Below are 13,446 nucleotides of genomic sequence, written 5' to 3'. Positions count from 1 at the left end.
AGCTTATTAAAAAATTAATAACTCCTACGAAGATTCCCAATAGAAACATATATGCTTCTATTAGGAATCTATATTTTTATGTACCATATATGGACTTTCTGTAGCTAGTTTTCTTGGATAACCATTTTATAATTTTAAATTTCTCAACTAAGACACTGATTTTTATCTTTTATTGAAATTGATATGCTTTTTCTGGTATATATTGTGTATACGTATCCTATTAGTGTAAATACTGGTACCATTAACAGTAAAAAGTCCTTATGATCATCAAAGGTCAACGCTGTAAATACTAAAAAAGTTTCTAAAAATAAAATCATAGCAAATATTTTTATAGATATTCCCCTTAAAACAGTTTTTTGTATAAAATATACCACTATCATCATCCATGAGACAAATGCCAACTGTAATGATAGCTTTTTAAGTCTATTATGCAGTACATTACTAGAACTTATATAGCTATCCTTAACATCATCAACTGTTTTTTCATATAATGCTGCATCATTTGCTAATTTAAAATCAACACTCCATTCATTATCTCCTCCAAAACTTACACTATATCCATACTTTTTATTTTCAGGTTCTTGTTTTTTATACTCAAAAACTATATCATTTGAATGCTTTACAATAAAATTATATAATCCATTATTTTGTTCACTATTATATTGATTAATAATCTCGTTTAATTCTGATTTCTCTATTTCTGAAATACTATCTTTCTTTTCTATATTAGTAATTACTTTACTTTGAACAATGGCATTTATTGATCCTGTATATTCCTTATTAAATTTTTTCATAGCATTATGTTCACTATATAAACTTACCCCATAACTTGCTACAGAAGCGATAAATACTATAATAGCTAACTTCCAAAGTATACTTATAAATTTATTTTGTCTATTTATTATATAAGCTAAATCTATAGATACGTTTGTTTCTTCTCCAAAGTTTTCAATAGCCATCTTTATACTTTCGTCTTCATTAAATCCTCTATTCTTAAGTTCTTCAATCTCATCATAAAGATGAGCCTTCATTTCTTCTCTTAATTCTTTTACTTCATCATCATTTCTATCGAATTCTTTGTAAATATTATCAATATATTTATCTATCCTCTCCACTATGTACTACCTCCATAAAATTACTTAACAGCTCCCTTAATATTTTCCATTCATCTACCCGTTCCTCAAAAAAACTTCGTCCAGATTCTGTTATACTATAATAACGTCTTCTTCCTCCGCTAGTGCCTTCACTATCATTCCAATAACCTTTTAAGTATTCTTTCTTTTCAAGCCTTTTTAAAGATACATATAACGTAGCTTCTTTAATAACAAAACCATTCCTTGATTTTTCCTTTATTCTTTTAGCAATTTCATATCCATACATATCTTCATTTTGCAGCACTGATAAAACAATTGTGTCGATATATCCTTTTAATGATTCCTTATCAAATTCCACCAATAATAGCCTCCATCTTAATGATATTATAAAGTAGTTTATATTATTAAGTACTATTACATAATAACATCAACTACTTTATAATTTCAAGTACTTATTTATAATTTCATTTTTTATGTTGTTTTATAACTCATTCTTTAGTATAACAAATGTGATACTTTTATATTTTTTAAATATAAATAAAATTCACAAAATGTAACAAGAGGTATAACTTGCAATATATTTGCTTGTTATACCTCTTTTAAACAATAAATATTGAATTTTTATATCTACTTCATATTTTCTCTTTTTCTCAAGATTAACATAATACCCGCTATGGTCATTACTAACCCTAAAGCAACTAATGAAGTAATATTATTGATAGAACCAGTTTGTGGTAGAGTTTCATCTAACTCACTATCTTCTCCTACAACAAATTGACTGAAATGTGATGTATAAAAAACAATCTTCTTAGTATGATCTTCAAAATGTCCACCAAGTTTTTCAAGCTTACCAGTAATTGGATTATAGTACCAAACAGCCATCTTTGTTTTATCTAGATCACTAATGTCTTTTTCGTCTAATTGTAAAGAAATCATTGCTTCTTTACCATCTTTAAACTTATGAATATCTCTAACTTTATTTCCATCCTTATCATTAATTGATGCATCAAACTCAAAAATTTGCTTAGCACCTCTTAATGCTGCTAGAATTGGATCATTTATTTTAACGCTCTGAGTGAAAGCTAAATATGATCCATCTCCAATACCAGTAAAATCAATCGCTCCTATTGGAAGAGTAACATTGCTGTTGCTTGTTATAAACTGCAGTTGTCCTTGTCCACCTACTATTGCTGACGTAGGAACTCTTGTTTCAACAGTTGTGATATCTGATAACAGACCTGGATTAATAACAGTTAAAGCATCTCTATTTATCATCCCTGCAGGCACTGTTACAATAGCTGAAGTTCCATTTTTTTCAACAATTAGCTTATCATTATTTGTTGGTTTCTTTTCATCCTCTGGCTTCTTCACGTCCTCCTTAGGTTGGTATGCCTCATCATTTACGAAGGCAGAAACGAACACAAGTGGAGCATTCCAGTTAAGGCAATTTTCATTTGATACCCAATCATGATCTGACTCCATATAACACTTTCCTGGGAACTTAGATATTCCTTTTCCTTGGGAATAATTCGGTCCTCCAGCTAAATATCCAACTGGTACGCCAGCTCTATTATCGTAGCTATATAAATAGCTAAAGATTGTCTTTATAGAATCTTCGCCATAGCCTGTAACATAGGACTTACGCTGTGGATTCATTCCAAGTATCCAGTTCAAACTTGAACGTGCAAAGGCTCCAATTGAGTTATCATATGTACCTAATAATTTCGAACCAATTACAGCGTCATTTGAAACATGCATAATATCTGAGTTACAGCCCCAGAAATAATCTGCTTTACTTTCACCATCTACATTTGTTTTGACGATTGTATTTTTCCACGCACTGTCATTATAACGTTCCATTACATTCTTAAGCCAAACATTGAATTCTATCTTAATCCAACTTTCAACATTAGCATCTTTCTTTTCAGCCTTCAAATAACTCCAGAAAGCTGTAGTCCACATATTACCCCAGTTATGACCATAAGATTCTTTACTTTCAAACTTTTCACTGAATTTTTGATAATTATTCTTAAAGTATGTATTGTATTTTTCATCTCCTGTAACTCTAAATAATGTTGCTGCACCCCAAAGCCTATCGCTAGAGTCATCATACACATTATATGGTCCTGGTGGAGATGTTATTGTTTTTGGATTATTCTCTAAGAAAGTCCATGCTTTCTTTGCAGAATCTAAACACTGATTTGCAAATTTAGCATCAATATCTTTATACATTATATAAGCGTGTGATAATATAGCAGCTGCACAAGCTGTATCCTCTGTTGATTTAATATCACCGATATCACCACTTTTATCACAAATTATTCTTTGATTAACTACTTGTTCGGCTGGGAATGTATCACTTTTAACACGAGCATAAAAACCACCACTTGCTGAATCTTGCATTTTAAGTATCCACTCTAATTCCCATCTTGCTTCATCAAGAACGTCAACAATTCCATTTCCGCTTTCAGGTATATTAAATTGATTATCCTTGAAAGTTGAAGGGAACATTTCATAAGCCCAGAACATATCAGATACAGCTAAAGCACCATTTAAAAGATCCTTTCCTTTATCCCCTGCATCATGCCATCCCTTAGAAACATCTATAACTTTGTTAGGATTAGATTCAAATATAGCAGTGCTATCTTGTGGAGTCGATTCCTTACGTGGATATGCTAAGGCATATTTTTCTTGTAAGTCTATCCCTTGACGTTGATAATAGAAATATCTTGCTGAATCTGCTAAAAGAGAAGTGTAAACATCGTTTCCAATCTTAAATTGTAATGACTTCTCCATGTTTTCCGCAGGAACAGTAACATAATAACTTCCTGGTGTTGTTACAGCTGAAAAATCAGCTTGCAAAACTTTTTCTCCTGAATCAGTGCTGTCATACTCTTTTACTAAAGTTAACTTACCAGTATAAACTGTAGCATTATTTACAGCATTTTTCACTTGGAATTCAGTATTAGTATCAGCTTTTAATTCATCTGCAAAGCCAGATACAATAGCACATTTTTCTCCATAGGTTAAATATCCTACTTGATTAACCTTTATCTTTGCAAAACCTTTTTCATTATCAGTTGATGTAATTTTAAAATCATTTACCCATACAGTAAGTGGCTGACCAGTAGCACTAGCTATTAATAAAGCTTGAGCACTTTTTGTTACAAAACCTTTGGTTTCGTCTATAATATCTTTTATCGGTATTTTTAAATGTTGCCATTCTTTTGTTATAGTAGCGTACTTAGAAATTGGTTGATATAGCTCAACATTTTCTAACGGATTTCCACTTGCATCATTACGTTCATGTACAATATCCTTTGCACCAATTAAAACATCTTCTCCTCCAATATTTCCTTTTATATTGAATTCAATATATCCATTAGGAAGATATTGTGTTAAGTCGTGGGCATTCCAATCCCTTATTGCTAATTGAGCTGACATCCATGTATCTATTTGTTTTGAAACGTTGAATTTTAGCGACGGCAAACCATTGCATATTACTGCTGTGTCAACTGGTAACATATCATTTTGTGTCTCTAATTCTCCATTTCCACTTCCACACCAACCGGCTGGAGCCTTATCTTTAAAAATCTGCAAATCACAAAGCTGTCTAGAAGTTTCTGCTTTGACTACTGCATTAGTTATTGGCTGATTACTAATAATAAACACCATAACTAACAGAAGTATAGACCAAAATCTTTTTTTCATTTTTTTCCCCCCACATTTTTATGTTTTAAGTTTTATAATTTATGTAAAATTATAAAACCTTTCACTTTAATATTACTTGTTTTGAAAGTAATTGTAAATATTTATATTAATTACAGTTAATTTGACGTAGAATATAGTGAAGCAAACCTTCTTAAGATAGACCTTGAAATTTTTTCATAAGGACTTTTCATAGGTTGTATTGATTTCTCGATATATATATTGAATATTGTTGTAACTTCAATATTGAAAGTTATATACTATAAAAAGAAGGTATCCAAAGTGTCTTAATCACCTTGAATACCTTAAGTTTAATTATTATTTTATATATCTATTACAAGCTTCCGCCCATATCACCTAATTCATACATAATCAATGAAGCACAAACCACACCAGCAGTTTCTGTTCTTAAAATTCTTGGTCCTAAGGTTACTATATGTGCATTAATAGACTTAAGTCTCTCTATCTCAGAATCCTCAAAACCACCTTCTGGTCCAATAATTATAGCAACAGAGTCTACTTCTTCTTTTTTAACACCTTTTGCTAAATTCTTTATGCCAAAGTTTTCAGCATTTTCATAAGGAACTACTATTAGACTGTACTCTTCTAATTCCTTTAACAATTCCTCAAATTCAATTGGCTCATGGACCTTTGGGATTATCGTTCTCTTACTTTGTTTTGCAGCTTCTTTAGCAATCCTATTTAACCTGTCTAATTTTTTAAATTCGCTGGTATTAACTACTACTCTTTCTGTATTAACAGGTATAAAAGCATTTATACCGACCTCTGTACCCTTTTGAACAATATAATCCATCTTTGTTGCCTTAGGCATTCCTTGATACAAAACTATCTTGATTGGACTCTCATTATTACTATCAAGGGTTTCAATAATTTCTGCCTTTACTTCTTTTTTATCAATAGAAGTGAGCTTAGCATTATATTCTGTACCATTACAATCATTTATGTTGACTATATCTCCAACCTTTAATCTTAAGACCTTGTATATATGCTTTACATCTTCACCTTCAATTGTTACTATTCCTTCTGCTATTTCAGAAGGCTCAACAAAAAACTTATGCATATTTATTAACTCCTATACTTTAAAAGGTTTATCGGCTATCACCGGTAATACTGATCTTGACGGACGATAAGTCCCTAGATAAGGTTTTCTAGGCATCAAAGATGCTAAGAACTTTACTACCTTGGGAAGTCTTCGTGTTTTTTAGCTACGATACAAATCCATTCGCCTTGGTTATTTACTTCCATAGGTTCAAATCCATTTTTTATTAAAGTTTTAACAACTTCGTCTTTTCTATCTTTTATGATACCAGAAGATATGAAATATCCTCCATCAACAATATAATCTCTAAGTTGAGGAGTCAAAAACATAATTACATCAGCAATAATGTTCGCAACTACTACATCTGCACGACCTGCTACTCCTTGCATAAGATCACCATGAAAAATTCTAATATTGTTTCCTAGATTATTTAAACCTATATTCATATTTGCAGAATCAACAGCTACTGGATCTAAATCTCCACCGATTACACTTTTTGACCCAAGCTTTGCTGCCGCTATTGCAAGAATTCCTGATCCTGTACCAATATCAAAAACTGTTTTACCTTCGTCTACATATCTTTCTAGTGCTTGAATACACATTCTTGTGGTTTCGTGAGTTCCTGTACCAAAAGCCATACCTGGATCCAATTCTACAACTAATTCATGAGCCTTAGGTGTATATTCTTCCCATTGTGGTTTAATAACAACTCTTGCTCCAACCTTAGTAGACTTATAATATTTCTTCCAATTATTAGCCCAATCCTCTTCGTTTACAGTGTTCACCATTATTGTACCAGGCTCTATGTTGACTCCATATTCTTTTACTTGCTGTATTCCTTTTCTTATGTACTCTTCAACTTCTTTATGATCTACAGAACTATTATAGTAAGCCTTTATAACAGCACCTTTTCTTATATTTAAAATGTTTTCGTCAAAATAATCCCAATCTCCTGGGTGTTTCTTCTTAAACTCTAAATCCTCTGAATCTATTACAGAAACTCCCTTTACATCTGTTGTATATATTACTCCTTGAATAGGCTCTACAGCCTCTGAAGTAGTTACTATACTAATCTCTATCCATTCGCTATTCATATATTTTCCTCCGTATAAAATCTATCTATTAATATTAACATATAATAAAAAATAAATACAAGTATTAACCCTTGTCAGGTTTTAACCTATACTTTAGAACTGTAAGTTCACCGTTTATAGATAGCCACAGCTAAAATTTGAGTTATTCATAAAAAAATCGTTGTATAATCTTTGAAATACAGCTAAAAGCTTTCTTGAATAATTTAGGATATGGGTATCTATATAGATACCCATATCCTAAATTTAAGTTATTCGTCAAATCATCGTCTTGCTTTTTTGTTGTAAGCTGAGAATTGTTTTTGAATTCATTTAGTTACAATTGTAGTTATCTATATTTATCCACATAAAATTCAAATTATAGGATTGAAAAAAACACCCTTCTATAAATATCCTTTTATAGAGGGGTGATTCCTACTAAAGATCTTTTAAATTATCTTTTATTTTACTAAAAACGCCCTTAGATTTTTTTGCTTGAGTTACATCTTCTCCACAAGCATCCATATATTCTCTTAAAGCTTCTTTTTGTTTCTCATTTAAGTTTTTAGGGATATCAACTATTACTTTTACATATTGATCTCCTCTTTGAGTTGAGTTTATCTTTTTAACACCCTTCCCCCTTAATCTGAATACAGTACCAGATTGGGTTCCTGAAGGTATTGAGTATTTTACATCCCCATCTATAGTAGGAACTGTAGCTTCTACACCAAATACTGCTGCCCCAAAGGATATGTGCTTTTCAATTCTTAAATCAAAACCATCTCTTTCAAAAACTCTGCTAGATGCAACATTAAGATGAATGTATAAATCACCTGCTGGTCCACCATTTTTTCCATGATGTCCTTGACCTCTTAATGGAATTACATTACCAGTGTCAACACCAGCTGGAACACTTACATTTATAGTTCTTTGTCTTCTTTCTATTCCTGAACCATGACATTTTGTACAAGGATCTGTGATAGTTTTTCCTTTACCACCACATTTATCACAAGTAGTTGTGCTTTGCATAACGCCTAGTGGTGTATTCCTTTGAATTCTTATTTGCCCTGTTCCACCACACTTATCACAAGTTACAGGCGATGTTCCTGGCTTTGCTCCAGAACCATTACAAGTTTCGCAAGATTCATTTCTTACTACTTTTACTTCCTTTTCAGCTCCAAACATTGATTCCTCAAAGGTAAGATTTAAGCTAATTTCAATATCAGCGCCTCTTTCTGGACCATTTCTACGTCTAGAAGAACCGCCACCAAATCCACCACCAAAAAAGCTTTCAAAAATATCACTTACGTCAAACCCGCCGAAACCGCCGCCACCAAAGCCTCCAAAATCTTGAGGATCTGCTGAACCAAATTGATCGTATCTAGCCTTTTTCTCTGGGTCTGATAGTACTTGATATGCTTCATTTATTTCTTTAAATTTTTCTTCTGCTTCTTTATCTCCCTGATTTCTATCTGGATGATATTTAACTGCCATTTTTCTAAAGGCACTCTTTATCTCGTCATCACTTGCTCCCTTTTCTAAACCGAGAACACCATAGTAATCCTTACTAGCCAAGTATCTTCACCACCTATAAAAGTTTCTTTCGACATCATAAAAGAATTTAATTAATTTCAGATGCCTTAAAATAGGGAAGAGAATACTCCCCTCCCCATCTAATCATCTTATTTATTATCGTCTACTTTAAAGTCTGCGTCAACTACATTATCATCCTTTTGTCCTTGAGCTCCTTGGTTAAAGTCTCCCATATCTGGTCCTGGTTGACCTTCGCCACCTGCTTGTTGATATAATTTAGTTGATAAAGCATAGAATTCTTGAGTTAATGCTTCTGTAGCCGCTTTAATAGCTTCTAAATCTTCTCCATCTTTTACCTTTTTAAGGTCTTCAATCTTGTCTTGAACTTTAGTCTTTTCTTCTTCAGTAACCTTTTCTGCAAGATCAGTTAAAGCTTTTTCTGTTTGGTATATTAATTGATCTGCATTGTTCTTAACTTCGATAGCTTCTTTTCTCTTCTTATCTTCTTCTGCAAATCTTTCTGCTTCTTTTACTGCCTTATCGATTTCATCATCGCTTAAGTTAGTTGATGCAGTTATTGTGATATTAGCTTCTTTTCCAGTTGCTTTATCTTTTGCAGTAACGTTAACTATACCGTTAGCATCTATATCAAAAGTAACTTCGATTTGAGGAATTCCTCTTGGAGCTGGTGCAATACCGCTTAGAGTGAATCTTCCAAGACTCTTGTTATCAGCAGCCATTTGTCTTTCACCTTGAACAATGTTGATTTCAACTGAAGTTTGGTTATCTGCTGCAGTTGAGAAAGTTTGGCTCTTTCTTGTTGGTATTGTTGTATTTCTTTCGATTAATGGTGTAGCTATTCCACCCATTGTTTCTATTCCAAGAGTTAATGGTGTAACGTCTAATAATACAACGTCTTTAACATCTCCAGTTAAAACTCCAGCTTGGATTGCCGCACCTACTGCAACAGCTTCGTCTGGGTTGATACCCTTTGATGGTTCTTTTCCAGTGAAGTTCTTAACAGCTTCAACAACAGCAGGAATTCTTGTTGAACCACCAACTAATATTACTTTATCTATTTGATTTATATTCATCTTAGCGTCGTCTAAAGCTTTTTGCATTGGAGTTAATGTTCTTTGAACTAAATCGTGAGTTAATTCGTTGAACTTAGCTCTTGTTAAGTCCATATCTATATGTTTTGGACCTGTAGCATCAGCTGTGATGAATGGTAGATTGATGTTTGTTTGCATTGATGATGATAATTCAATCTTAGCTTTTTCTGCAGCTTCTTTTAATCTTTGAAGTGCCATCTTATCGTTTCTTAAATCAATGCCATATTCGTTTTTGAATGTTTCAGCTATATGATCTATGATCTTTTGGTCAAAGTCATCTCCACCAAGGCGAGTATCTCCGTTAGTTGATTTAACTTCGAATATACCATCTCCAAGTTCAAGGATAGATACGTCGAATGTACCACCACCTAAGTCATAAACAAATATCTTTTGACTGATTTCAGTTTTATCTATACCATAAGCTAATGATGCTGCTGTTGGCTCATTGATTATTCTTAAAACTTCTAATCCTGCGATTTTTCCTGCATCCTTTGTTGCTTGTCTTTCGCTATCGTTAAAGTAAGCTGGTACTGTTATTACAGCTTGAGTTACTTTTTCACCTAAATAGCTCTCAGCATCTGCTTTTAACTTTTGAAGTATCATAGCTGATATTTCTTGTGGTGTGTATTCTTTATCATCTATTTTAGTTAAATGGTTAGTTCCCATATGTCTTTTTATTGAAATTATTGTCTTATCTGGGTTAGTTATTGATTGTCTTTTTGCAACTTGACCTACAAGTCTTTCTCCATCTTTTTGGAAAGATACTACTGATGGTGTTGTTCTTGCACCTTCAGCGTTAGCTATAACTACTGGTTCTCCACCTTCCATTACCGCTACACATGAATTTGTTGTTCCTAAATCGATACCTATTACCTTTGCCATTTATTTCTCCTCCTTGTTAGTTAGCAACTTTCACCATACTATGTCTTAATACTTTATCTCCTCTTTTATAACCCTTGAGGAATACTTCTGTAATTTCATTTTCACCATAATTATCATCTTGTATATGCATAACAGCTTCATGATGATTTGGGTCAAAACCTTCTGATGTTGGAATTTCTTCTACATTCAATTTTACTAAAGCATTCTGGAATTGCTTTACTGTCATGTCTATACCCTTTTTTATATCTTCAATACTTCCATCAACTGTTGCTGCTCTTTCTAAATTATCAAGTACAGGAAGCATTTCTTTTAAAACTTCTAAAGTAGCATCTGTAAAGATACCTTCTTTTTCTTTAGCAGTTCTTGTTTTATAATTTTGAAATTCTGCTTGAAGTCTAGTTAACTTATCTTGATAAGCTGAAACTTCATTTGAAAGCTTTTTATTTTCCTCTTCTAATTTCTTTATTCTCTTTTGTAAAAATTCTGATGATGCTTCGTCAGCTTCTTCTTTTACACCTTCGAATTCTAAATCCTCATTAACCTGTGCTTCTTCTAAGTTTTCTTCTACATCATTTAATTCTTCTTTATCTATATTTTTTTCTTCTGACATAAGGTCACCTCTATTCTTCATAATTCTTAGTAATCGCCTTATTTAACTCATCTACAGTATTGTTCAAAATAGATATTACCTTTGAATACTGCATTCTTGTAGGTCCTATTAATCCTATTGTGCCAAGGGTTCTTCCATTGACTCCATAGGTTGTTGTAATTATAGCGCAACCTTGAGCTTCTTCAATATTATTTTCACTACCGATTACAATTGAAAACTTATCATTCATTTTCAATAAATTTTTCAATGTTTCTTCATTTTCAAGAAATGTTAGCATACTTTTGGCTTTTGCAATGTCTTGGTATTCAGGGAAGTTTAAAATATTCACTGCCCCATCAATATATACTTTAGATAAATCTACTTCTTGGAGGCTTTCTATAACACTCTGAAGTAAACTCATAAAAATATCTTCGTGCCCACTAAAGCCTTCCTTAAGCTCTGAAATAAGCTTATGAGTTATATCATCAATGGTGGCACCCTTTAATGAAGTATTAATGAGATTATTAAGTTCTGTAAGGATGTCATCTTTAACCTCATGAAAGGTCTTTAAAACCTTTTGTCTAATAACTCCGCTATCAGTTATTATTGTAAGCAGAACATTTGATTTATTTACTGGAAGTAGTGTTATAGCTTTTATATAACTTAATTCAGTTGTAGGTGTATTGACAATAGAGGCTAGACCTGTCAAGCTCGATAAAATCGAAGCTGTACATTTTAAAACCTTATCTACCTCATACATAGCAGAATCAACTATATATTTCTTTATAGCTCTCTCCTCTGCAATGGTCAGCTTTGGTACTTCTATTAATTTGTCTACGTACAACCTATAAGCTTTATCTGATGGTATTCTTCCTGAGGATGTATGTAGTTGAATTAAATACCCCATCTCCTCTAAATCAGACATTTCATTTCTTATTGTAGCTGAACTTATTCCTAAGTTGTATTTCTTTGATAAGGTTCTTGATCCAACAGGCTCTCCCGTATTTATATAGTCGTCGATTATAGCCTGGAGAATTCTAAGTTTTCTTTCGTCCATATCCATAATCATCACCTCATTATTAGCACTCACTTCTATCGAGTGCTAATCACTATGTATTTAAAATAACATCTCCAAATTTTTTTGTCAACATCACTAAAAACACTATTTTTATAAAAAAAACCATTTAACTCTTATTATATTAAACTACCATCAAATTCCTAGTTAAATCTTTCATTTTCTCTTTTTTTCATTTCTGTTCTAAATTTCATACTAAACAGTAAGAATAAAGTCGCTCATTACTATGTTTGATAACTCTATACCGTTCTCGCTGAGCCTTATATTCTCATCATTTACTATAAGAAGACCTGCGGATTTATGCCTATTTATAATCTCTGGATATATTTCATTTATATCTTTCCCAAATCTATTTTTAAAATCCTGCAAACTAATACCTTGTATTTTTCTTAGTCCCATGAAAATATACTCCTCAATATTGTCCTCTTCACTATTTATTATTACTTCTTTCACAGCTTCAGCCTTTTCTTTTATTGCATCTATATACTCTTCTATACAAGATAGATTTTCATATCGTTTGCCATCAATATAAGAATGTGCTGCAGAACCACAACCTATATATTCATTAAGTTCCCAATAAACTAAATTATGCTTACATTCGCTTCCTAACTTTGAATAATTTGATATTTCATATTGCTTATATCCTTTTGATTCTAAAAAAGTTTTAGCCTTGTTATACATTTCTCTTTCTTCTTCTTCAGTAGGTACAAGTAATTTTCCCTTTTCATTTAAATCATAAAAACTTGTTCCTTCTTCAATGATTAAACTATATATAGATAAATGTTCTGGATTTAGATCTACTACTTTTTCTAAGGTATCCATCCACATATCTATTGTCTGATTTGGTAATCCAAACATCAAATCGATATTTATATTATTAAAACCAATTTCTCTAGCCAATTTGTAACTAGCTATAAACTCGTCATTATTGTGAATTCTCCCTAAAACCTTTAAGAGACTATTTTGCCATGCTTGAAGTCCTATAGACAATCTATTTACCCCCATGTCTTTAAACAATAGAAGCTTCTCCCTTGTAAAAGTACCTGGATTCCCCTCAACAGTAAATTCATAATTCTCAGCCTTTTGAATCTTCTTTATAGCTTCTCCAAGACTCTTTATATGTTCTTCTTTTAGAAAGGTAGGTGTTCCACCACCAATAAAAATATTTTGTACCTTCTCTGAAACCCTAAGACTCATCTCAACTATCAAGCTATCTATGTATTGTTCCATAAGATTTTCTTTTCCTTCAAATGATTTAAAATCACAATATAAGCATTTATTCTTACAAAATGGAATATGTATATATAAAGACTTCAAGTTAAA

At 32.1% G+C, this 13,446-nt stretch carries 10 protein-coding genes; all 10 read right to left on the bottom strand.

Annotated elements, in window-relative coordinates:
• Window positions 1-143 precede the first annotated feature (143 nt).
• On the bottom strand, window positions 144-1,115 hold the full coding sequence (locus tag CLOCEL_RS07185) for a permease prefix domain 1-containing protein (protein ID WP_010075959.1): 972 nt from the start codon (window positions 1,113-1,115) through the stop codon (window positions 144-146).
• Window positions 1,099-1,452, bottom strand: coding sequence for a PadR family transcriptional regulator (locus tag CLOCEL_RS07180; protein ID WP_010075960.1), 354 nt, complete (start codon window positions 1,450-1,452; stop codon window positions 1,099-1,101). The genes CLOCEL_RS07185 and CLOCEL_RS07180 overlap by 17 nt, the downstream gene beginning before the upstream one ends.
• A gap of 269 nt (window positions 1,453-1,721) precedes the next feature.
• A complete protein-coding gene (locus CLOCEL_RS07175) occupies window positions 1,722-4,805 on the bottom strand; it encodes a glycoside hydrolase family 9 protein (protein ID WP_010075961.1) in 3,084 nt (1,027 codons plus the stop codon).
• A gap of 331 nt (window positions 4,806-5,136) precedes the next feature.
• A complete protein-coding gene (locus CLOCEL_RS07170) occupies window positions 5,137-5,883 on the bottom strand; it encodes a 16S rRNA (uracil(1498)-N(3))-methyltransferase (RefSeq protein WP_010075962.1) in 747 nt (248 codons plus the stop codon).
• A 116-nt stretch (window positions 5,884-5,999) separates the two neighbouring features.
• The gene (gene prmA / locus CLOCEL_RS07165) at window positions 6,000-6,956 is read right to left on the bottom strand and encodes a 50S ribosomal protein L11 methyltransferase (protein ID WP_013291668.1); all 957 of its coding nucleotides are present in this window, start codon (window positions 6,954-6,956) and stop codon (window positions 6,000-6,002) included.
• A 414-nt stretch (window positions 6,957-7,370) separates the two neighbouring features.
• Complete coding sequence (gene dnaJ, locus CLOCEL_RS07160) at window positions 7,371-8,507, bottom strand: molecular chaperone DnaJ (protein ID WP_010075965.1); 1,137 nt, start codon at window positions 8,505-8,507, stop codon at window positions 7,371-7,373.
• Between the two features lie 107 nt (window positions 8,508-8,614).
• Window positions 8,615-10,459 carry a molecular chaperone DnaK gene (dnaK, locus tag CLOCEL_RS07155; RefSeq protein WP_010075966.1) on the bottom strand — a complete coding sequence of 615 codons (1,845 nt, stop codon included), beginning with the start codon at window positions 10,457-10,459 and terminating at the stop codon, window positions 8,615-8,617.
• A gap of 16 nt (window positions 10,460-10,475) precedes the next feature.
• The gene (grpE, locus tag CLOCEL_RS07150) at window positions 10,476-11,090 is read right to left on the bottom strand and encodes a nucleotide exchange factor GrpE (RefSeq protein WP_010075967.1); all 615 of its coding nucleotides are present in this window, start codon (window positions 11,088-11,090) and stop codon (window positions 10,476-10,478) included.
• Window positions 11,080-12,111: a heat-inducible transcriptional repressor HrcA gene (gene hrcA, locus CLOCEL_RS07145; RefSeq protein ID WP_010075968.1), complete on the bottom strand. Its 1,032-nt coding sequence runs from the start codon at window positions 12,109-12,111 to the stop codon at window positions 11,080-11,082. The genes grpE and hrcA overlap by 11 nt, the downstream gene beginning before the upstream one ends.
• A gap of 207 nt (window positions 12,112-12,318) precedes the next feature.
• Window positions 12,319-13,440, bottom strand: coding sequence for a radical SAM family heme chaperone HemW (gene hemW / locus CLOCEL_RS07140; RefSeq protein ID WP_010075969.1), 1,122 nt, complete (start codon window positions 13,438-13,440; stop codon window positions 12,319-12,321).
• Window positions 13,441-13,446: the final 6 nt, after the last annotated feature.

The organism is Clostridium cellulovorans 743B, assembly GCF_000145275.1.
Classification (GTDB): Bacteria; Bacillota; Clostridia; order Clostridiales; family Clostridiaceae; genus Clostridium_K; species Clostridium_K cellulovorans.
This window is presented reverse-complemented; position numbering and strand designations above follow the sequence as displayed.

Excerpts from the sequence above, each read along its gene's own strand:
- CLOCEL_RS07170 (WP_010075962.1), bottom strand. The coding sequence starts at position 5,883 with ATGCATAAGTTTTTTGTTGAGCCTTCTGAAATAGCAGAAGGAATAGTA.
- grpE (WP_010075967.1), bottom strand. The coding sequence starts at position 11,090 with ATGAAGAATAGAGGTGACCTTATGTCAGAAGAAAAAAATATAGATAAA.
- prmA (WP_013291668.1), bottom strand. The coding sequence starts at position 6,956 with ATGAATAGCGAATGGATAGAGATTAGTATAGTAACTACTTCAGAGGCT.
- dnaK (WP_010075966.1), bottom strand. The coding sequence starts at position 10,459 with ATGGCAAAGGTAATAGGTATCGATTTAGGAACAACAAATTCATGTGTA.
- hrcA (WP_010075968.1), bottom strand. The coding sequence starts at position 12,111 with ATGGATATGGACGAAAGAAAACTTAGAATTCTCCAGGCTATAATCGAC.
- CLOCEL_RS07175 (WP_010075961.1), bottom strand. The coding sequence starts at position 4,805 with ATGAAAAAAAGATTTTGGTCTATACTTCTGTTAGTTATGGTGTTTATT.